Here is a 21,277-nt window from a genome sequence, read left to right as displayed (position 1 = left end):
ATCGTCATAACGCCGCGTTTCAGGGGCCCTCGTCGAGTGATTCGGCGATACGCGGAAGGATCTCCGTCACGTCACCCCGAAAATCGAACGCGGCACGGTCGGAGAGCTCGGTCCGGTCGAAGTTGACGATACAGAGCGTCCCGCCGTTGGTTCGGGCGTGCCGCGGTAGTGATGCCGCCGGCTCGACGGTGAGCGAGGATCCGATCGCGAGAAACACGTCGGCGGAACGAGCGGCCGATCGAGCCCGGTACAGGTCTTCTTCCGGAAGCCGTTCGCCGAAGAGAACTACGTCGGGTTTGAGCACGTCGCCGCAGTGGCCGCAGGTCGGCGGCGCTGCGCCGTCTCGAACACGGTTCATGACCGGATCGATCTCGAACCGCTGTTCACAGCCGGTGCAGACGACGCGTTGACCGTTCCCGTGAATCTCGATCAACTCCTCGCTTCCGGCGTCTTGGTGTAGTCCATCCACGTTCTGTGTGATGAGGGTCCGGAGATGGCCGTTCGATTCGAGTTTCGCGAGTGCCTCGTGTGCCGCATTGGGCTCGATGTCCCCGAGAAACATCTCCTCGACCATCTCGACCCGTTCTCGCCAGAATCCCTCGGGATCGGAACGGAACCGTGATATGTGAAAATCGTTCGGATCGTACTCGGTCCAGATGCCGTCCTCCGACCTGAAGTCGGGGATCCCCGATGCGGTCGAGACACCCGCGCCGGTCATCGCGACGACGGAATCGGCGGCTCGAATCGCGTCTACGACTGGGCCGAGTTGCTCGTGGTCCATGGTCGTTCTGCGGACCCGACGGTCAAAACGGCTCCCCCGATAGTTCGAGACGTATTGCCGACGCCCCGGTCTCATTCAACGCACTAAACACGTACTTTTTACTCCCCGTACCTCGTGGCTACGCGTGTCATGGACTACAACGTAATCGACCTCGACGACGTCCCGTTGACAGATCTCTCGGAGATCGAAAACGTCCCGCCTGATCTCGATATCCGCCCCGTCGGTGAACATCTGGGGCTGTCCGAGATGCGCGCGACTGTCTGGTATTTTGCCCCCGGTGAGGAGATCCAGTATCACGCTCACAGCGAACAAGAAGAGTTCTATTTCGTTCTCGAGGGCGAATTCTCGCTGAAACTCGGCCGATCGGGCGAGACCGAATACGTCGACGCCGGTCCCGGCACGTTCTGGGTTGCGGAACCCGAAGTCGGACACGGACACCGAAATGTGGGCGAGGAGCGCGGCGTCGTTCTATCGCTCGGTGCGCCGCCGGTCGATGATCCCGGTTTGGACCCTCATAGCCTCGACGGCTGATTCGCTCGCGCTAGCTTTCTCCCTCGGCGGTTTCGTTCGAAGCAGCGTCACCGTACGTCGTCTGTACGTATTCGATTATCCGGACCGATTGGCTCATCGAGACGCCGTACTCGTCGTCGACGAGTACCGGGACTTGTCGTTGTCCCGTGACGGCTTTCACCTCGTCGCGTTTGGAGTGGAGCCCTTCGACCCAGACGCTTTCGAACTCGACACCCAGTTCATCGAGCTCGTCGACGACGTATTCGCAGTACGGACACCCCTCCAGTCGATACAGCGTCGCGGTCATACCGTTGTATCGATCGCAGGGGGTAAAAACCCACGCTGGCTTGCGGCCGTTGTGATTGACTGCCCCGAGCGATACGCCCAAACGGGTTCGACTCGTAAGATCGGTATGACGCATCCCGTTACGTACTACTGCCCCAGATGTGAGACCGTCGTCGAACTACAACGCGATGGCTATCTCGCGGATAAATCGGTCACACCGTATCCGCTGGAGGGATGGACGTACGTCTCCGTCGATGCAGACTACGACGCCGACGACGTGGACGGCGTCCGATTAGTCTGTGGAGCGGATGGATCGACGCAGGAACCGGACGCGGATGGCTGTGGAGAGCCCTTTTATCTCTCCTTCGTCCGCCACGGAACGACGGAGGCTGGCGTTGCCTTCGATTCCGGCCGGTGAGTGTGGGATCAATACCACGGCGTTTCAGCCACGTAATTAAGTGACTGCGATCGTATCCCTCGATATGCCACCATCCGTCGGTGAGACCGCACCGTCGTTCGAAGCCCTGTTGTGTAACGGAGAAACGTTTCGCCCGGCCGCACTGTCCGATTCGCTCGGCGATCGAGGATGCGTTCTGGTCTTCGACGGATTCGTCTTTTCGGCCATCGCACGGAATTGGTGGACGCGATACGACGCCCGCGGTTGGGACACGTTCGACGGTCTCGCCGTCTACGGAATCGCTCGCGATGGGCCCTACTCGATTAACGAATTTCTTCGCCAGCTCGACAGCCCCTTTTCGATCTTCTCGGACAGCGACGGCGGTGTCGCTGATGCGTACGATTTACTCGTCGAACGCGATGGAATGGCGGGAGCGGAGACGTCGAGGCGAGCGGTGTTCGTCCTCGACGACGACGGAGTCATCCTGTACGCGTGGGAGACCGACGAGTGGATCGATCCGGTTCCGAGAGCCGAGATCGAAGCGGCGATCGACGAGCTTTGACGAGCGCCGTCGGGAGGACTCACCGTGCCTGGTTCGGTGGTCAGTACGCGCCGCCGGACGTTGCAGACATTACGTGAACTCGACTCGGACGGCGTTCCCCCCTATCCGGTCGCTGCTATCATATCTTCGACGACGTGCCGTTTCATCAGCGCAAATCCGGTGACCACGACGACGAAGCCGACGATCGATCCCACACCGATCGATTCGTCGAGGAAGAATACTCCAGCGGTGGTGCCGACGATCGGAACGAGATACGTGACGAGACTCGCTTCGAACGCGCCGCGCTCCTCGAGCACAAAAAAGTAGATGATGTACGCGATAGCGGTCGAAAAGACGCCGAGATAGAGGATCGAGGCGAGCGCCAACGGTTCGGTCGCGGTCATCGTAACGCGCTCTCGCCACGTGAGGCTCAGTGCGTGGAGCACGATGCCCCCGACCAGCATCGCCCAGCCGGTCATCGCGATGCGATCCATAGACGGTTTCGCACGCTGGATGAGCACGCCCCCGAGGGAGACGCTCACGATCTGTCCGAGGATAATGAGCCGACCGACGGTGTCGCCGTCGAGTAGATTCCCCGAATCGGGTTGGACGATAAGTCCGATCCCGACAAAGCCAACGGCGACGCCCACGATACCCATCGTCGAGAGGCGCTCGCCGAGTAAAACGAGCGCCCACAGCGCGGTGACGATCGGGATGAGCGCCTGTAAGATTGCAGCGACGCCGCTCGGAACGGTCTGTTGACCGATAAATAAGAGCCCGTTCCCGCCGATGAGAAATACGCCACCGCCAACGATCGCGACGGCGTTGTCCCGACCCGAGGGGAACCAGTGGTCGCTCGTTACGACGGTGTATCCCAACAGCAACACAGCAGCGACGTCGTACCTGAACGCGGCGAACAGCAGCGGTGGGAGGTACTCCAGTCCGAGGGAAATCGCTGGGAACGACAGTCCCCACAAAATCGCGAGGATGAGGAGCAACGCGGGGAGATACCGCTGCAAACGCTGTGACACGATACGGCGTTGTAGCGCGGCGAACAAATCCCTGCCGACTTACGAGCAGGCGATCCGGACTCGATCGGCGGACGTGGATCGCGGACGCGAATGCGTCACGCTACGGCCTCGGCGATCCGCCGGCGATGGTTCAGCGCATGGGTCGGTGTGGCCCCGTGCTTGTATATAAATCGCCCGGCGCTCAATCGTGAACGAGAACGTCGATAACGTCCGTTCCATCGCGCTCGAGCGCTCGCTCGTACACGTCGTGGAACGCCTCGGGGGTCTCGACGAGGTGGCCGCGGGCGCCGTGGCTCTCGGCGTTCGCCGGGATGTCGACCGCCGGTTCGAAATCCATCCCGACGAACTCGTAGCCGTCTTCGTCGCCGCCCAGCATCTTCACGGTGTTCTCCTTCAGAATGCGGTAGTTCCGGTTATCGGAAACCACGACGGTCAGATCGAGATCGTGGCGAACGGCGGAATATATGCTGTTCGGGTAGTACAGATACGATCCGTCCCCGATGTAACCGACGACCCGCCGCGGATCGTCCCGGAGCGATTCGGCCAGCGCGGCCCCCACGGCGGCCGGGAGTCCATACCCCAGCCCGCCCCCCTTGTTCGAGAGGTACTGTTCGGCGTGGAGTGGAAATCGGGTCAACAGCGCGAACGTCGAAGTGATACCTTCGTCGACGACGTATACGTCGGGGTCGACCGCTCGCATGGCGTCGACGAGTTCGCCCTTCGACGCACGAGAATCACCTTCGGGGGCTTCGTCCTCGCCGAGTGCTTTCATCGTCGATTCGAGGCTCGCCTTCGCGTTGGCAACGGTATCGAGCCGAGCAGTTCGCTCGTCTTCGTCGAGACGATCGGAGACCAGTGTCGCGATTTCGCGCATGACGTGTCCCGGATCGCCGACGATGGCAGCGTCTGCTGGATGGTTCTTCCCGACCTCGAAGGCGTCGCTCGACAGCTGGATGGTCGTCGTCTCCTCGGAAATGAGCGGATTTTCGTGGCGGAGCAGCGTCGTATTGGTCGAACAGCCGACCAACGCGAGGGTGTCAGTGTTCATCAGTGCCGATGCGATCCCTTCGCTCGGGCCGATAAACGAGACCCACTGGTCGTGGTCGGTCGGGAAGTTTACCTCGCTCGCGAGGATCTCCCCGTGGACGCGACAGCCCGCCGATTCGGCGAGTTCGATCGCCGCTTCTATCGCACCGGTGCCGGCACGGGCCACCTGATCGCCGAGCACGAGCACCGGCCGATCGGCTTCGACGAAGGCGTCCGCCGCCGTTTCGATCTGTGTCGGATCGCCGCGACCGGCGTCGGGTATCGGACCGAGCCGTTCGGGAGCAGCGTCCGTTTCGGTCATCAGTACGTCCGCTGGGAGGGCGAGAAAGACCGGACCGGTCGGCGGCGTCAACGCGGTTCGGAACGCCCGGCGGACGAGCATCGGCAGCGCCTCGACGTGCGTGACTTCCGCGGAGTACTTACAGAACTGTTCGACTAACTTCTCCAGGTCGCCGGTCAGTATCGGCTCTTCGTGTCGAAAATCGAGTTCGTGATTGCCGGCCGTGACGACCACGGGCGCGCCGCCGTACATCGCGCCGAAGACGTTCCCGAGTCCGTGGGCAAGTCCCGGCGTGACGTGCAGGTTCGCGACGCCGACTGGGCGGATACTCGAATCGCGATCGGCGTGATATCTTCGCGTCGAGGCGTAACCCGCAGCCATCCCCGTCGCGATGTCTTCTTGAAGACCGAGAACGTACTCGACGTCGCTCGCCGAGAGAGCGTTCATCAACGGGAGTTCGGTCGTTCCGGGGTTACCGAACACGTGGCGAACGCCGTACCGTTCGAGCGCATCCACGAAGAGGTCCGCGCCGGTGTACGAATCCGTCATGGAACCTGCTGGTGAGGCCAGCGATATAAATCCGCCCGCCGATGTGTGCTCACTCAGGGGCGAGCGCTCGCAGCGTCGTCTCGATCTGCGCCGAGTCAGCGGCTCGAGGGAACGACACCGAGGTCGCATCGAGGCCATCGATATCGGTGAACTGCCGGAAGCGTTCGCGCGCTGTCTCGGGGGGTCCCCAGACGGCGAGTTTCGAGAGCAGATCATCGTGAAGTGAGTCCATGGCCGTCTCTTTTTCACCCGCTTGCCAACTTTCGTGGACCTCGTGGGCGACTTCCTCGTGCCCCTGCCTGGCGAGGTTATCCCGATAGAACGTTCCCATCCCCCCGACGTAGAACGCGGTGTGCTGCTTGACGAGTCGCTTGGCGGTCTCCGGATCGTCGTCGACACAGCAGGTCAACGAGAGGGTGACTCGCTGTTCGGATCGATCACGCTCGCCGAGATCCGACCCGCGATCGAAGTCTTCGAGCCGATCTCTCAGTCCCGCTCTGGTAAATAACAGGGCGTGCCAACCGTCGGCGAACCGCCCGGCCAACTCGACGGCTTTGGGTCCCATGCCCGCCGTGTCGACCGGTGGTGCCGGATTCGGTGGCTCACACCGAAGGCGGAATCCGCCGAGATCGAAGTACTCGCCGTCGTAGGTCACTTCGTCTCCGGAGAGCACCTTCTTGACGATTTCGACCGTTTCGCGCGTTCGGCGCAGCGGGTTCCCGAACTCGGCTCCGTGCCAGTTTTCGATGACGATCGGCCCTGACGGCCCGAGTCCGAGCCGAAATCGTCCCTCCGATACTTCCTGAAGGGTCGCCGCGGTCTGGCCGATGAGCGCCGGCGATCGCGAGTACACGGGCATGATCGACGTTCCGATATCGATCTCGTCGGTTTGACGGGCGATACAACTCAACGTCGTGACGGCGTCGCGTCCCCACGTTTCCGGGAGCCACGCCGTATCGTAACCGGCCTCCTCGGCGAGCCGCGCTTGATCGACGAGCGAGTCGACGCTGGGCTGTGCCGCCACCGGCAAGAATAGGTCTCGGTCTGTCATGGTCGGTTACAGGTGGGCGTCCTCTAGCGGTGGAACGCCCTGTGCGGTTATCGTTTCGCCGACAATGTACGATGAGGCGTCGCTCGCGAGGAATTGGACGATGTCGGCGATCTCTTCGGGAAGCCCGATCTCCTTCGGGATATCCTCGCGATCGACATCGGCAGGATCGATCCCCATCTGGGACGCGACCCCCGGCGTTCCGACGAGTCCTGGTGCGACGCAGTTGACGCGGATCCCATGTTCCGCGTAGGCGGCCGACAGCGACGTGGTGAAGTTGACGACCGCGGCCTTCGCCGCCCCGTAGTGGCTCATATACTGTGAGCCCATCGTCCCCGCGATCGACGAGAAGTTGATTATCGTCCCGCCGTGGTCCTGCTGTTGCATCCGCTGTCCGGCGATCTGTGCGCAGTGAAACGTACCGTGGAGGTTGATGTCGACGATCGTCTTCCAGCCGTTTTCGGAGATGTCGTCGACGTTCGCCATGAACGACGCGCCGGCGTTGTTGATCATCGAGTCGATCCGGCCGAACTCGTCGATGGTCCCGTCGACGAGGCTCGCGACGGCGTCGCGATCGCGCACGTCGCACTCGAGTGCGATCGCCTCGCCGGGGCTGTCACTTCCGTTGATTTCCGTCGCGACCGCTTCGATCCGGTCTCGTGATCGCGACGTGACGACGACGTTCGCGCCCTCAGCGGCGAACTGTTTTGCCGTGACAGCGCCGATTCCCTGGCTCGATCCGGTAATCACGGCCGTCTTCCCGTCGACCGAAAACCGTTGAGTCACCGTCTCTCACTCCTCGTCCCCGCCCGGAGATTCGTCGATGGCATGTACTCCTCGCTTCGCCCCAACCATTAATAAAGGTAAGTTCGAGGTGGGTTTTTCAAACATTGGTAAACAAAAAAGAGGTTGTACGAAACAAAGATTTATACCGCCGGGAAATCGAGATTTCAGCGAATGGAAACACGGAGCAGGCGGTGGCGAATTCATCGGTTGGAGTTCGACGTCGAGTGGCCACCGGGTCACGTCGCGTGCTATCTCATCGATGGGCCCGAACCGATTCTCGTCGACGCGGCGTTCCCGCAGGGTGATGACGCGTTTCAAGCGCCCCTCGCGGAACATGGGTGTTCGCTCTCCGAGATCGAACACGTCCTGATCACACACCCACATATCGATCACATTGGTGGCGTCTCGAACGTTCTCCAAGCGACGGATCCGACCGTATACGCGCCTGCGAGTGTGCGCGAGCGATTCGGGGGGTCGCCCGATGCACTCGGTGATCGTGTCCGACGTAACTGCCTCAAGGCGGGCTTTTCGGGGGAACGACTCGAAACCGTCGTCGGGATGGCCGTCAGATCACTCGAACGGAATGCCGAACTGCTGCCGTCCTCAGCCGTCGACACGTGGATCGAGCCCGACGATTCGACAACGGTCGGCGACCTCACCGTTGACGCGGTCCATCTGCCTGGCCATCAAGCGGATCACCTGGGTTATCGGACGACCATCGACGGTGAACGAGTGCTTTTAGCCGGGGATATGGGTATTCGCTCGTTCCGGCCGATCGTCATACACGACGGACTCGACGACGGCTATCGCGACGCGTTCGGCGCGTTTTACACCGCACTCGATCGACTGGCCGACCTCGAGGTCGATCGGGTTTACCCCGGTCATGGACCCGTTCACGACGATCTCGACGCGGTTGTCGAGCACCACCGATCGAGCCTCAATCGTCGCCTCGATCGACTCGTCGAACTGGTCGCCGAGGGGACCGAGACGGCGCCCTCGCTCGCGGCGGCCATCGCTGGTGAACACGATGTCAACTACCTCATCCCTGAGACGATGAGCGCCCTGGCGTACCTCGAAACGACGGGACGACTCGAAAGCGATAGTATCGACGGAGTCCAGCGATACCACGTATGAGGTCGTACCGAACGGTGTTTTGGGATATCGGCGGCGTCATTGTGGAACTTCGATCGATTCGGGAGGGATATGCGGCGTTTATCGAGGGTATTTCGGCCGAAGCGGGGCTAGATTCGGACGTTGCGCTTGATCGGTGGACCTCGACCCTCGGTGAGCACTTTAAACGGCGGGAGAAGCCCCGATACCGCCTCGCTCGCGACGGCTACGAGAAAGCGACGGCGGAACTCTTCGACCAGACCCCACCAACCGATTGGATGGACCGACTCGAAGCGGCGGTGTCGGCCGCGGTTCGACCCAAACCACGCGCGGTCGAGACGATCACTCGACTCTCGGAGACCGGGGTTCGACAGTCGATCGTCTCCGATATCGACACGCGGGAAGCCCACCTGATACTCGATGCCTTCGACGTTCGCGAACGCTTCGATCACGTTACGACGTCCGAAGCCGTCGGGTACACGAAACCGGACGAACGGATGTTTCGGAACGCGCTCGACGCGCTGGACGCGGATCCGTCCGCGACGCTCATGATCGGCGATCGGTACGGTCACGATATCGTCGGCGCGGCGGCACTCGGTATCGACACCGTGGGGTACGGATCGGACGCGACGGGACCGAAGACGACGTACGAGATAGACGGTCTCGACGAACTGCTGGGGATCGTTGGGATCGACGGTTGACGTGGCCCCTCGGTGAGCTCCCCGACGCGATTAAAACCTCGGCAAGTTCTCCAGTTCGTCGAGGTGATCGACCGCACCGTCGAAGGCGTCGCGAGCGATGACGCGTTTGTGCACCTCGTCCGCGCCGTCGACGAGCCGGAACGCACGGACGGCCTCATAAAAGTCGGCCAGCGGCAGATCGCGAGACATCCCGGCACCGCCGCAGCACTGAATGGCGAGATCGATCGCGTCCTGTGCGACATCCGCGGCGAAGACTTTTGACATCGAGACTGGAATTCGAGACTCTTCGCCGCGCGTGATCTCACGGGCCGCGTGACGTATCATCGTTCGCGCACCGTGAAGGCCGGTCTCGGCGTCGGCGATCTCGTACCGCAGCGACTGCTTGTTCGAGAGACTCGTCCCGAACGCCGAGCGGTCGGACATGTACGCCTTTGCGATGGTGAGTGCGCGCGTCGCCATACCTGAAAACCGCATACAGTGGGTCAATCGGGCCGGCCCGAGTCGCTGTTGGGCGATCGTGAATCCGGTGTGTTCCTCGCCGAGAAGGTTCTCACGGGGGACCCGAACGTCGTCGAAACGGAACTCCGAGTGGCCGTGTCCGTCCAGATCAGGGCCGAGGTGTGGGATATCGCGAACGAATTCGACGCCGTCGGCGTCCGCTGGAACCAGAACAATCGAGGCACCGTTGTACGGGTGTGCATCGGGGTCGGTGATCGCCATCGTGAGCAACACATCGGCGTGGCGTCCCTGCGTCGTCCACCACTTGTGGCCGTTGATCACGTATTCGTCGCCGTCGGACTCGGCCGTCGTCGAGAGCATCTTCGGATCCGAACCACCGCCGTCTCGCGGCTCGGTCATCGCGAACGCCGACCGAATCTCACCCGAGACGAGCGGCGCGAGGTACTCCGCCTTCTGTCTCTCGGTACCCACGAGTTCCAACGTGTGCATGTTGCCTTCGTCCGGTGCGTCGACGCGCATCGCGGCTGGACCGAGAAGCGATCGGCCGGCCTCCTCGAACAGCGGCAACACGTCCCGAAACTCCAGTCCCATCCCACCGTATTCCTCGTCAATCTGTGGGCAATACACCGCTCTGTCGCGGGCTTTCTCGCGGAGATCGGCGATCACGTCGTCGTCCGGTGGCCCACCGCCGAGCTGTTCGCGCTCCGTCGGAATGACGATCTCGTCGACGAACTCGCGGGCGCGTTCGGCGAGTTTCGTCGCTTCGGGTGACTCGTGATAGTCCATGTCACCGCTTGTGTGTAAAACATTGTAAATCCCGTGGCTCGGTATAGCCGTCCGATTTCCGCGTTCGCGCCCGTATTTCGAGGCACTTCGGCAGATATTTGGGAGAGTATCTCACATGTGATCTTACAATGTTAGTAACATCGGGTGGTGAGTCGACATGACGGAGACCGACCCCGAGTACTTCGGTCGAATCGTCGACGAGGACTCGCTCCGATCGTATCTGACGGCCGAGTTGGGCTCCGTCGACGAGTACGATGTCCGACACCACCAGGAAGGTCACTCGAACGAGACGCTGTTCGTCACCTGGGGCGATCTGGAGTTGGTCATTCGCCGTCCTCCGCCGGGCGACATCGCCGAAAACGCCCACGACGTACTTCGGGAGTACCGGGTCATCCACGCGCTTCAGGACACCGACGTGCGCGTCCCGAGGACAGTTCTCGCGTGCGAGGACGAATCGGTCACTGGCAGTGAGTTCTACGCGATGGAGCGACAGGACGGTGACGTGCTCCGCGACACCGAACCGGAGCGGTTCGGCACGCCGGAAAAGCGAGAGCGGATCGGCTACGAGATGGTCGATCGGCTCGTCGAGATTCACAACGTCGATTACGACGCCGTGGGGCTCAAAGAGGGCGACTTCGGCTACCCGCCGGGGTTCACCGAACGGCAGGTCAAGCGGTGGTCGAAACAGTTGAAGTGGGCGTTCAAAGTCACGGAAGACGAACGCGAGGTCGAGGAGTTATACGAGGTCATGGAGTGGCTCGAGGCGAACGTCCCCGCTGATGAAAAATACCCCCACACGCTCGTTCACGGCGACTACAAACTCGACAACGTGATGTTCGGTCCCTCTGACGCCCCGGAGATCGCGGCGATCTTCGATTGGGAACTATCGACGCTCGGTGACCCGTTCACCGACCTCGGTTGGATGCTTTTTTACTGGCGCGAACGGAAGGATCCCGAACCAGCCACACCGTCGCTCGCACAGCCGTTCATCACGCGCGAGGGCTATCCGACGCGCCGGGACCTCATCGATCGCTACGAGCGAAAGACCGGCTTCGAATACGACGACCCGACGTTCTACTGGGTGCTCGCGACGTACAAGCTCGCGGGGCTCGGTGAGATGTTCTTCCGCCGACACCTCGAAGGGAACGCTGACGACCCGATGTACCCGAAGATGCGGGATGGTGTTCCCGCGCTCGCAGAGCAGGCGCTCGCCATCATCGACGGCGAGATGACGATCTAAGCGGCCCCATTGACGCAACCGGGAGCTTATTTGTCCGCCCGATCCACGCTCCGGGTATGGATTCGGTGACCCTCGCGTGGTATCTCGTCCTCGTCGTGGGGGTTCTCGTCTCTCTCGCCGCGCTCGTGTACCTGAGCCACCCTCGCGGTCGGTGGGGACTGGTGGCTCGAAAACGGCTCGTCATGGGCGTTCCCTGGGGAACGCTCATTGCCGTCGTCGGTGTGGCCTGCTTTTATCTGTTCGTCCAAGACGGCCTCGCGAATCCGCGAAACCCGATCGATATCCCGTTTCGAGCGTACAGCTATCTGTACCCGCTCGGGATGCTCACGTCGGGTTTCGCCCACTCTGGATTTGGACACGTCACGAGCAATCTGCTCTCGACGCTTGTGTTCGGTTCGCTCGCGGAGTACGCGTGGAGTCACTTCCCGCGTCGTCGGGGGAGCGCCTCGTTTTCGTCGCCGCTTTCGAACCCCTTCGTCAGGATCGTACTCTGGGTCTGTGCGATCGCCACGGTAGCCATTTTGACGTCGGTCTTCGGGCTCGGTCCCGTGATCGGTTTCTCAGGTGTCGTCTTCGCCTTCGTCGGGTTCGCCCTCGTTCGATTCCCGATCGCGACCGCTGTCGTGGCTCTCTCGACCCGGATCGTCACGCAACTGTACAACGCGGTGTTGGTCCCCGAACTCCAGCGAACTGCCATCGAAACCTTTTCACGGCCGTGGTGGGCAGGGGTCGCGATCCAGGGCCACGCGCTCGGCCTCCTGGTCGGGGTGACGGCCGGGACCGCGCTGTTGTATCACCGCAACGTTCGGCCGAAACCGGAACACGTCTGGCTCGCGGCGCTCGCGTTCGCCGTCGATCGAGGGCTGTGGGCGATTTACGTCCCGGAGGGCTCTGAGACCTTTCGGCTCTTTCGCGCGCTCGGAATGGCTTCGGTCTTCGTCCTCGCGGCGCTCGTGGCGAGCGGTGCGACCGCGACGCCCCGCGAGCTGCTCCCGAGTATCAACCTCTCGCGTCGGGAGGCGGCGTTCGGTTTGGTCTTGGCCGTGCTCTTGTCGATCTCGTTCGTAGCTGTCCCGCTAAACCTCTATACGGTGGAGGATCCAGCCACCGGCTTCGATGACGCCGAGCCGATCCAAGTCAGAGATTATACCGTCTTCTACGCCGAGGATGTCGGAAACCAGTTCGTCCCCGCGATCCCGATCCCCGGCGGCGAAAACGTGACCGACGGACGCATCAACGCGAGCGGCGTTATCGTCGTCTCTGAACGACGGAACATCTGGTGGGAAGAGGTCTCCGCTGCGCGTCTCGAAGCGAACGAGGCCGCCACCATCCGGATCGGCGGACTCACCTGGAACGAGGACCTTCGCGCGACGCGAAACGCGTGGGCCGTCGCCGGTGGGAACTCGACGCACAACGTCCGTCTCGGCCCCACGACCGCCGAGGAGCGACCGATCGTATTCAGAGCCGATCCCGCGCGTTCGGATGCGATCGTCGACGGTCGAAACGTCTCGATCGTCCCCGTCGAGGACCGGTTCGAGGCCACGGTGTACTACCGGGGCGATCTGATCGGTTCGACGGCGCTCCCGGCCGACAACGAAACGGCGACCGCTGGCGGACTCACCTTCGCTCGTGAGGAGCGAAGCCTGTTCGTCGAACGGGATGAGACGCGGGTACGAATCGCCCAAAAGCCCCGGTAGTTAGGTGGTCCACTCGATTCGGTACACCTCGGTGTCGATCGATCGGGACGCCGACGTGTGGTGGTCGAACTGTTTCGGCAGTTCGAACTCGGCAGCGAAGGCGTGCGTCACGGTGCCGCCGTTGTCGGCGGCGAACGCTTCGACGAACGATTCGCTGCCCGCGTTGTGTACCGAGTACGAGACGCTCGCGATCTCCGCGGCCGTTTTCAAAAACGCCCGGTCCGCGCCTTCGTTGCCGGACTGTGCACCGAACGGCGGATTCATCAGGACCGTGGCCAGCCCGTTCCGGACGAGAGGGACCGCAGTCACGTCGCCGCGAACCCACGAGACGTCGGTCATCGCGCCCACGCGCCGCTCGTTCTCACTCGCCGTCGCAAGCGGTGCCGGATCGATGTCCAGCCCGACGACCCGTTCGGGACCTCGAAGCGCCGCCCCGAGTGCGAGCATTCCCGTCCCACAGCCGAGATCGAGTATCGGTTGCGCCTCGATGTCCCCCTGTAGATCGGCGACGTGGACGATATGTGCGGCCAGATCCGGCGGCGTGTGGTACTGTTCGAGCGGCGCACGCGGATTCTCGAAGCCCGCGACGACCGCCAGTTCCTGGGCCAACCGCCGTCGTGTCGCGCCCGGCGTCCCCTCTGTCATCGTCGTATAATACTCTGTAGGCATACGTATAAATCTGTATATGCTTGAAAGTTATTCACCCGTGGGCGTACATTCTTTTCACCGCCGGTGTAACGCCAGGTATGGAGTGTCCCCGCTGTGGTGGCGAACTCGACAGATACAGCTTCGGGGGGCGCGGGACCGTCGGCTGTGAGACGTGCGGCTACGTCGGCGTTCCGGTCGAACATCGCGGTGAACAGCGATCGCTCGACTCGTGGGAGGACGCGATCGAACGATATCCCGATGCCGCCGCGTCCGGTTCGGTGACCGTCGAGGTGATCGACGGCGAGCCGGCGATCGAACTCGTTCTCGGCGCTGAGCCGGCCGACGAAGCCGCGCCCCAACCGACCGTCGTCCGCGTCGATCGTCCCGACCCCGCCCTCGCGGCGGCGTTCGAGGCGGCCGACGGATCGGCCGACCGGCTAGTCTGTGGGATCTGCGGATCGGCGTTCGACACACAGCGAGAGCTCTACAGCCATCTCGCGGTCCACTCGGGCGAAAAGGGCGGGGAGCCCTGAGCGGGGTACGGCTCTCCGTCGTCAGTCCTCGGCTTCGACTTCGGCCCCGGCTTCGGCTCCGCTAGTACCGCTTCCCTCCTCGGTTCGCGACGCGACCAACGCGCCACGGGCGACGCTGTAGAGCGGTTCGTCGGCCTTTCTGACGTGGCTGATCGAGAACGGGATGTCGGCTTTGCTCATGCGTTCCTGGAAAAGTTTTTCGAAGCCCGGCGGGCTGGAGGTACCGCCGGTCACGACCACCGGAACGTCGAGACCCTCCTCTACGTCCTCGTCGTTGACCTCCTGAACCACGTTCTCGATGACGTAATCGAGCAGGTTGTCGTAGTAGATCGACAGCGCGCCCTCGACCCCGCCGGCGTCGGTCGTGAAGTCGAGTCGGAAGTCCTCCTCTTTGATCGAGGTGACCTTATCGACGTTCTCGCCCGTCGCGGTCGCGGTCTGCTCGTCGATCCAGTCGCCGCCGCGGGCGACGCTGAACGTCATGACTGGGACCGCGTAGTAGGATAGACAGACGTTCGTCATCCCCGCGCCGAAAGAGATCCCGAGGCCGGTGAAGTTGTGATCGGCGAGTTCGGAGTAGATGACGGCCATCCCCTCGTTGATCGGCTCGGGATCGTAGCCGATGTCGCCGAGGAACGATTCGAGCGTCTTCTGGTGGTACAGCGTCGAGAGATCCGAGTCGATCGGGTCTGCCGGCGTTGAGAAGTAGACACGCTCGTTCGGCCGGTCCGGTTCGCCGACCACCTGCTCTAGGATGAGTTTGATCATCGGGATCGCGGATTTCTCCTCCGAGGAGAGGATCCCGTGTTTCATCGGGCGACGCGTCTCCTCGTTGAAGATGTTCGCGAAATTCAATGCGTCGTCGCCGACGACGTAGACGTTGTCGTCCTTTCGGATGTGGAGGACGTCGGATCGGCTGAGCATCCGCTCGGCCATGTCGCTGTAATCGATTTCGACGAAGGAGTTCCGCTGCGATACGAAGACCGTCTCGCTGCCGTCCTGTTTGGCCGAGACGAGATTCATCGTCCCGACGTCAATGCCACGGGCCATACCAGAACCGTCGCTGGTGGCCTAATAAAACTAGTCCCCGTTTTCCGTCCCGTTGTCTACCGATGCGTATCGTTCACACTGTATGGATCGCGTCGTAATCGGTCGCCTCCGTCCGAACTCCGATCGGTCGCTACCTGCCGAAATACGATCTCACCTGATCGACGAGCCCAGTCTCCTCCGCTTCGGCCTCCCGTCGTTTCTGCTCTCGAAGCTCCTGTAACGCCGCCGCCTGCTCGTCGACGCCGCTGCCGCTGTCGGTCCGCTGTTCGCCGCCTTTCATCCCCCGAAGCGCCGAGAGCTGGTCGTCGATGCCCGCCGAGCGATGAACCTTCGCCGACTCCCGATCGAGCGACTCACCCTCGAGGTTCTCGTCGGGCGTGATCCGGAGCCGCTCCGTCTCGACTTTCTCGACGCCGCCCCAGTTGATCTCGGTCTCGGACATGGCCTCGTCGATGTCCTGTTGTACCTTCGCCGCCGTGGCCGCGGGATCTTCGGCCTCGATCGTCCCCGCTGTCTCGTTCGTTTCGGCCGTCGCTTCGACGGTCGCTGTCCCGCCTTCGACGCGCTCTACGTGGTAGCCGACGAGCGCGGAACCGGTTGCAGCGAGCGTGCTTATCAGACCGACCGCGTAGACCGTCACGCCGTGGAGGCTGTAATCCGGCGTGCCGTAGTTCCAGTTCGACGGATAGACGGCAATAAAGAACCCGACCGCTACGACAACCACGGCGAACCCACCCACCGCGATATACAGCGCGCGGCGGTCGGCGGGCAAGAGGACGACGACGGCGACCAGCACGAGCGGGAGCCCGAGCGCGCCGATCGCGAACGCGATCTCCCGGATCGAAAAGACAAGCCCGTCGAGGACGGCGCGTTCGAGGACGAACAGGAACAGTCCGAGAACTCCGAGACCCAAGCCGCCGAAAAAGAGCGCGAACCCGAGATACACGTCCGTCCGGCGGTCCGGTTCCCCGATGTACGTCCGGTATAGCCCGACGAGTCGGTCCCCGTCGGCCGTGTCGGCGGAAGCCATTTGGCGGCCATTTCGGCCGAACCCCTATGACTGTTTGGCCTGTGCGCGCGGTCGTGGATAAATAGGAGTGACCTCGTCGAGTGTAGCCCGCTTCAGTCCCGTCCGAGGGTGGTTCCGGCCGAACGGTACTCGCTTAAACACTACCCTGATATCTGTCCTACTCACGTAGAAATGAGCCGTTCGATCCCGTCGAAACCCTCTGTCGGTGACGCGCTTCGGCGGCCATACTCTGTGCTGGAAACCGTTTCGGTGTTATCGACAAGGCCGGGGTAAATCTACCGTCTCGGAATCTATCGGCGTTGTCGGCGATCGTTTCAGTTATTTTTGTGAACGAGTATACTCGGCCGAAACTGTACCGCCCGGCTCCGTCGATCGAGAAGGCGGAGAACTAGTGACTCGACGGTCGAAACGCTACTGAAACGGCTACTATTTTCGAACTAACTATCGCCCTACACTACGCGCTGATGGCGGTATGATCGGCGAGTCGTTCCTCGACGAACTCCCAGTCGATATCGACCCCGAGACCCGGTCCGTCTGGGACCGTCATTGTCCCGTCCTCAGCGATCGATTCGGGCTCACCCTCGTATCCCTGATTGAGCAACCAGTTGCTCTCGGGGTGGAGCAGACCGTGCTCGAAGTAACTGGAGTTTCGCAGTGCGCTCATCGCGTGCATGTGTGCGGGGCCGCCGAGCAGTAGTTCCACGTCGAGACCGAACCCCTCGACGGCGTTGGCAGTCTTCATCACGCCCGTAATGCCGCCGTCCAGGTGAGCGCTCGCTCGGACGAGGTCAGCCGCCTCGTCGGCCAGGTGGTTGACGGTACCGTATGGCCCGGTCCGGACGTGTTCGAGCCCCAGAATCGGCGTGTCGAATTCCGAGACGAGTTTCCGAACCACGGTCCCACTCACGCCGCCGTCGTAGAGCGGATCCTCGTACCAAAAAAAGTCGAGATCATCGAGTGCGCGCCCGACTTTCACCGCGTTAGCGTAGGTCTCATAGAGGCTCGAGGAGTCGATCATCAGGTCCAACTCGCCACCAACGCGTTCGTCCAGTGCTTCGCAGATGGCGATATCGAACTCGGGGCGTGTATCTGGATGGCCGTGAAATTTGAACCCTTCGTACCCGCGTTCCAGGTAGTCTTCAGCGTAGTCGGCAAACGCCCCGGGGCTGTCGAGGCCCCGGTTGTCGTCGACGAACGTGGTCGACGCGTAAGTAGGGAGACTATGACGGTAGCCGCCCAGTAACGTGGAGACGCTCTCGTCGTAGTGATGCCCCGCAAGATCCCATAGCGCGTTGTCGATGGGGCCCACACCGAGATGATCGGTGTGACGAAGTGCACGCCAGAGGTCCTTCCAGATGCCTGGATTCTCTCTGTATTTCGTTCTCCCGTCTCCGATCAATATCTCGGAGCGCCCTATACCGCTCGGCGATAATTTCGGTTCGGCGTTACTACAGATTTACCACGTGCCGTGGAACGTGTCGAATTCGAGGCTGTCGAGTGGCTCCTCACCGATGGCGATCTTGTACTCGCCGGGGGTGAGCATCGGCTGTTTGAACTGCGGGCCGTCGTCGGTCGTAATTCGCGGACAACCGGTGTTGACGTAGGCGTCGAAGCCGAAGTTGGTCAGCCGATCCGGAGTGACCTCGTCCATGGTCAACAGGTAGGCGTTCTCGTTGTTCTCGACTATCTCCTCGGCGGCGTCCCACCGCCCCTGCCCGATCTTCGTACAGAAGACGACGCCCCACTCCTCGGCGTCCATCGCCCGGTGGACGGCGCCGTAACGCTGTTTTAAGAACTTCTCGGTGTCGGCGATCGTGACCACGTTGTTGACGGGGTCCGCGATGATCACCCTCTTGTCGGGGTGCTCCATCGCCAGTCCGAGCGGGTGGAACTTCCCGCCGCCGACATAGAGGATCTGCTCGGCGTCGACGTCCGCTGACGCGTAGTTGCAGCCGAGCACTTGCCCCTCGTGAGTCAATCGCTCGTCGCCGCGACGCGTCTCGACGGTGTAGCCGCGGGCTTCGAGCCACGACTGCATCTCGTCGAATTTGTTCATGTGCTGGGCCGTCGTCACGAGGCCGACGGTGTCGTCTTCGTCGGGCGGGGTGAGCTCTTCCAGCGATTCCTCCATGATCGACGTCACGCCCACGTTCGAAAACAGCGGCACGTAGATGATCTTCTCGGACTCCTTCATCGGGGAGTGTCCGAAGTGGACGAACACGTCCGTCCGCCGCATCATATACGTATCGAGGTCGCAGGCGCCGTAGCAGGGCTGTCCCGAGATAAGTACGTTCGTTCCCTCGGGCAGCAGTTCCCGGAGATCGTCCGCGACCCTGCCGGCGCGGCGCTTTAGCCCCTCGGGAAACTGCAGGCCCACCTTCTTTGCGTCGCGTTCTTCGACCGCCTCGACGATCCGATCGAGTTCGTAGTCCCACGTGCGTTCGTGTTTGAGCGCCATCCCGGTGTTCCGGAGGTCACCCGGCGTTCGTTCGGCGTCCGATTCGTGGCTCATTACCGATCGATTGTGGGTGCGGGCGTAAAACAGCCGCGTTTCGGTACGCTCCCTTTGCCGCGTCGAGGTCGACAGCTGTCCGCATCCGGCACGTCTATACGACACCGATCCGAAGCGCGGCCAATGAGCGTCGAGACGACCCCCGAAGCACAGGCGACGACACTCGCCGAGGAACTCGGCGAAGCGATCACCGAACTCCCGGCCTACGGGGCCTTCATCGAAGCGAAGGAGGCTATCGAGACGGATAGACAGCTCCAACGCGAGATGGAGTCGTTCGAACGGCTTCGCGAGGAGTTCTTGATGGCTCGAGAGGCCGGGACCGCCTCGAACGACGACTTCCGGGAACTGCAGGCCGCCCAGGAGGAACTCCACGACAACGCCAAGATGGCCGAGTACCTTCGCGCGAAGTCGGACGTCGAACTCCAGCTGCAGGAGATCGATTACATCATCTCTGAGCCGCTTGAAGTCGAGTTCGGGCAGACCGCCGGCGGCTGCTGTCAGGACTGAGACGGGCGGTTCCCCGGTACGAACCCTTTTGATACCACCGGTGTATGTCGCAGGTATGGCCGCAGTGCCGACCGATGACCGGTTGTTCCGAGCGGTGTTCGAGGGAACGCTCGACGCGCTCCTTTTGACGGACGACGACGGAATCTATATCCACGCGAACGAGGCCTCCTGTGAGCTGTTCGGTTGCTCAAGGGAGGAGCTCATCGGACGGTCGATCGCGGACTTCGTTTCGGCGGATATCGACGCCGAAGCGATGTGGGAAGACTTCGTATCGAACGGTCGCTCCCGAGGACAACTCGATATTCACCGTCCCGACGGGGAGGTTCGGACCGTCGAATACGCCGCGAGTGCGGACATCCGTCCCGGGGTCCACCTCTCGGCGATCCGGGACGTCTCCGAACGTGAACCCGGCCGTGTGGAACTATCGAACCACACCGAAATGCTGGGTAGGATGTTCGAGACGAGTCCGGTCGGCATCGTCATCGTCGACGCGAACGGTGCTATCCTCGATGCGAACGATCGCGCGGAATCCGTCCTCGGACTCGATCACGACGAAATAACGGATCGGACCTACGGCGACGACCGCTGGCATCCGATGAAGAATGACGGAACGGCTCTCCCGAAATCGGAACTGCCTGTAGCCATCGCCCTCGAAAACGGTGAGGCGGTCTTCGATTTCGAACACGGGATCAAGAGCCCAAACGGAGCTACCGTCTGGCTCTCGGTGAACGCCGCGCCGATCTTCGACACCGACGGGACGGTCGACCGGGTCGTAACGGTGGTTTCAGACGTCACTGAGCGCCGCGAGTACCGCCGGTTGCTCGAACAGCAAAACGAGCGGCTCGAGGAGTACTCCGCGACGGTAAGTCACGATCTTCGAAGCCCGCTCTCGGTCGCGTCCGGGTGGCTCGACGTCGCGATCGAGGAGGATTCGACGGAGCCGCTGGATAAGGTCCGCGACGCCCTCGAGCGGATGGGGACGCTCATCACCGATCTCCGCTCCCTCGGTCGCTACGGACAGACCGTCGATGGCATGGTAGAGTTGGAGCTCGAACCGCTCGTCGAATCCGCGTGGTCGAACGTGGAGACGGCCGAGGCGACTCTCACCATCGACGGGGCTCTCGGGACGATACACGGGGAGAGTGGCCGCGTTCTACAGCTGTTCGAGAACCTCTTTCGGAACGCCGTCGATCACGTCGGTCCGAGCGCAACCGTCCGCGTCGGTCCGTTGGATCGCGGCTTCTACGTCGAGGACGATGGCTCCGGAATCCCTGCCGACAACCGCGATTCGGTCTTCGAATTCGGCTACACGACGCTCGAACGCGGCACCGGAATCGGTCTCACGATCGTCGAGGCAATCGCCGACGCCCACGGCTGGTGGTTCGAACTCACGGATACGGATCCCCACGGCGCACGGTTCGAATTTCAGTCCCGGTGGCATCCAGATTACGACGGGCGGTAGCCACGATTCACTCCGCGACCGGAGCCCGCTCGGGGGGCGGACGAACCGCCCGGGTTTTTGAGGACATACAGGAAGAAGATTACAGTGTACCACAACTGGTTTGGTTTACCCTTGAGAGATTACTCTGAGAGCAAGCCTTCTGCTCAATTGCCTTTGTATTTGGCTGTTAATCTAAATAGGAAAGTGGTACCCCAAATTGGGCTGTGTTGCGCGAGTGTGGCCAAGAGCCCCTCCAGTTTTATTGGTTTAGAGCTGCTGTGAAGTTTTACAATTCTATTATTCAAAAT

General features: G+C 62.0%; 21 protein-coding genes and 1 pseudogene. 10 read left to right on the top strand and 12 right to left on the bottom strand.

Annotated elements, in window-relative coordinates; translation table 11 throughout:
• Nucleotides 1–19: 19 nt before the first annotated feature.
• The gene (locus tag R6U53_RS14510; protein ID WP_410323088.1) at nt 20–781 is read right to left on the bottom strand and encodes an SIR2 family NAD-dependent protein deacylase; all 762 of its coding nucleotides are present in this window, start codon (nt 779–781) and stop codon (nt 20–22) included.
• 129 nt (nt 782–910) lie between these two features.
• On the opposite strand from R6U53_RS14510, the gene R6U53_RS14505 reads away from it, so the two are divergent.
• Complete coding sequence (locus R6U53_RS14505; protein ID WP_410323087.1) at nt 911–1,312, top strand: cupin domain-containing protein; 402 nt, start codon at nt 911–913, stop codon at nt 1,310–1,312.
• Between the two features lie 10 nt (nt 1,313–1,322).
• On the opposite strand, the gene R6U53_RS14500 is transcribed toward R6U53_RS14505, so the two are convergent.
• Complete coding sequence (locus tag R6U53_RS14500) at nt 1,323–1,598, bottom strand: glutaredoxin family protein (RefSeq protein WP_410323086.1); 276 nt, start codon at nt 1,596–1,598, stop codon at nt 1,323–1,325.
• Nucleotides 1,599–1,703: 105 nt separating this feature from the next.
• Between R6U53_RS14500 and R6U53_RS14495 the strand changes: the two are divergent.
• Together R6U53_RS14495 and R6U53_RS14490 are read left to right on the top strand one after the other, a co-directional pair.
• Nucleotides 1,704–1,952 (top strand): annotated as a pseudogene (locus tag R6U53_RS14495) (hypothetical protein); the annotation flags it as partial.
• A gap of 106 nt (nt 1,953–2,058) precedes the next feature.
• A complete protein-coding gene (locus R6U53_RS14490) occupies nt 2,059–2,535 on the top strand; it encodes a redoxin domain-containing protein (protein ID WP_410323085.1) in 477 nt (158 codons plus the stop codon).
• A gap of 101 nt (nt 2,536–2,636) precedes the next feature.
• Here the strand turns inward: R6U53_RS14490 and R6U53_RS14485 are convergent, their stop codons facing one another.
• The 4 genes from R6U53_RS14485 to R6U53_RS14470 form a co-directional block, all read right to left on the bottom strand.
• Nucleotides 2,637–3,533, bottom strand: coding sequence for a DMT family transporter (locus tag R6U53_RS14485; protein ID WP_410323196.1), 897 nt, complete (start codon nt 3,531–3,533; stop codon nt 2,637–2,639).
• A gap of 193 nt (nt 3,534–3,726) precedes the next feature.
• Nucleotides 3,727–5,421, bottom strand: coding sequence for a thiamine pyrophosphate-binding protein (locus R6U53_RS14480; protein ID WP_410323084.1), 1,695 nt, complete (start codon nt 5,419–5,421; stop codon nt 3,727–3,729).
• Between the two features lie 49 nt (nt 5,422–5,470).
• On the bottom strand, nt 5,471–6,472 hold the full coding sequence (locus R6U53_RS14475; protein ID WP_410323083.1) for a TIGR04024 family LLM class F420-dependent oxidoreductase: 1,002 nt from the start codon (nt 6,470–6,472) through the stop codon (nt 5,471–5,473).
• Nucleotides 6,473–6,478: 6 nt separating this feature from the next.
• Nucleotides 6,479–7,255 carry an SDR family NAD(P)-dependent oxidoreductase gene (locus tag R6U53_RS14470; RefSeq protein WP_410323082.1) on the bottom strand — a complete coding sequence of 259 codons (777 nt, stop codon included), beginning with the start codon at nt 7,253–7,255 and terminating at the stop codon, nt 6,479–6,481.
• Between the two features lie 171 nt (nt 7,256–7,426).
• Between R6U53_RS14470 and R6U53_RS14465 the strand changes: the two genes are divergently transcribed.
• Both R6U53_RS14465 and R6U53_RS14460 read left to right on the top strand, forming a co-directional pair.
• Nucleotides 7,427–8,389 carry an MBL fold metallo-hydrolase gene (locus R6U53_RS14465; protein ID WP_410323081.1) on the top strand — a complete coding sequence of 321 codons (963 nt, stop codon included), beginning with the start codon at nt 7,427–7,429 and terminating at the stop codon, nt 8,387–8,389.
• Complete coding sequence (locus R6U53_RS14460; protein WP_410323080.1) at nt 8,386–9,066, top strand: HAD family hydrolase; 681 nt, start codon at nt 8,386–8,388, stop codon at nt 9,064–9,066. Before R6U53_RS14465 ends, R6U53_RS14460 begins: the two co-directional genes overlap by 4 nt.
• 30 nt (nt 9,067–9,096) lie before the next feature.
• On the opposite strand, the gene R6U53_RS14455 is transcribed toward R6U53_RS14460, so the two are convergent.
• Complete coding sequence (locus R6U53_RS14455; protein ID WP_410323079.1) at nt 9,097–10,311, bottom strand: acyl-CoA dehydrogenase family protein; 1,215 nt, start codon at nt 10,309–10,311, stop codon at nt 9,097–9,099.
• A gap of 157 nt (nt 10,312–10,468) precedes the next feature.
• Between R6U53_RS14455 and R6U53_RS14450 the strand changes: the two genes are divergently transcribed.
• A complete protein-coding gene (locus tag R6U53_RS14450; RefSeq protein ID WP_410323078.1) occupies nt 10,469–11,551 on the top strand; it encodes a phosphotransferase family protein in 1,083 nt (360 codons plus the stop codon).
• Between the two features lie 56 nt (nt 11,552–11,607).
• Entirely contained in the window at nt 11,608–13,248 is a 1,641-nt protein-coding gene (locus R6U53_RS14445; protein ID WP_410323077.1) for a rhomboid family intramembrane serine protease, read from the top strand.
• On the opposite strand, the gene R6U53_RS14440 is transcribed toward R6U53_RS14445, so the two are convergent.
• Nucleotides 13,249–13,893, bottom strand: coding sequence for an METTL5 family protein (locus R6U53_RS14440; protein WP_410323076.1), 645 nt, complete (start codon nt 13,891–13,893; stop codon nt 13,249–13,251). It abuts the gene before it with no gap.
• 101 nt (nt 13,894–13,994) lie between these two features.
• Here R6U53_RS14440 and R6U53_RS14435 point away from each other — a divergent pair, with 101 nt between their 5' ends.
• On the top strand, nt 13,995–14,429 hold the full coding sequence (locus R6U53_RS14435) for a hypothetical protein (RefSeq protein WP_410323075.1): 435 nt from the start codon (nt 13,995–13,997) through the stop codon (nt 14,427–14,429).
• Nucleotides 14,430–14,450: 21 nt separating this feature from the next.
• On the opposite strand, the gene R6U53_RS14430 is transcribed toward R6U53_RS14435, so the two are convergent.
• From R6U53_RS14430 to dph2, 4 genes are all read right to left on the bottom strand, one after another.
• Nucleotides 14,451–15,479, bottom strand: a complete 1,029-nt coding sequence (locus R6U53_RS14430; RefSeq protein ID WP_410323074.1) for a hypothetical protein — start codon at nt 15,477–15,479, stop codon at nt 14,451–14,453.
• Between the two features lie 130 nt (nt 15,480–15,609).
• Nucleotides 15,610–16,509: a permease gene (locus R6U53_RS14425; protein WP_410323073.1), complete on the bottom strand. Its 900-nt coding sequence runs from the start codon at nt 16,507–16,509 to the stop codon at nt 15,610–15,612.
• A gap of 454 nt (nt 16,510–16,963) precedes the next feature.
• Complete coding sequence (locus R6U53_RS14420; RefSeq protein WP_410323072.1) at nt 16,964–17,818, bottom strand: enolase C-terminal domain-like protein; 855 nt, start codon at nt 17,816–17,818, stop codon at nt 16,964–16,966.
• Nucleotides 17,819–17,965: 147 nt separating this feature from the next.
• Nucleotides 17,966–19,021, bottom strand: a complete 1,056-nt coding sequence (gene dph2, locus R6U53_RS14415) for a diphthamide biosynthesis enzyme Dph2 (protein ID WP_410323071.1) — start codon at nt 19,019–19,021, stop codon at nt 17,966–17,968.
• Between the two features lie 123 nt (nt 19,022–19,144).
• Between dph2 and R6U53_RS14410 the strand changes: the two genes are divergently transcribed.
• Together R6U53_RS14410 and R6U53_RS14405 are read left to right on the top strand one after the other, a co-directional pair.
• Nucleotides 19,145–19,528, top strand: coding sequence for a YlbF family regulator (locus tag R6U53_RS14410; RefSeq protein ID WP_410323070.1), 384 nt, complete (start codon nt 19,145–19,147; stop codon nt 19,526–19,528).
• 55 nt (nt 19,529–19,583) lie between these two features.
• Nucleotides 19,584–20,990 (top strand): PAS domain S-box protein, encoded by a 1,407-nt coding sequence (locus R6U53_RS14405; protein WP_410323069.1) that lies wholly within the window; start codon nt 19,584–19,586, stop codon nt 20,988–20,990.
• Nucleotides 20,991–21,277: the final 287 nt, after the last annotated feature.

The sequence above is a fragment of the Natronomonas sp. genome (assembly GCF_046483325.1).
Taxonomy (GTDB): Archaea; Halobacteriota; Halobacteria; order Halobacteriales; family Haloarculaceae; genus Natronomonas.
Note: the sequence above shows the minus strand (reverse complement) of the source record. Positions and strands in the feature narration are given on the sequence as shown.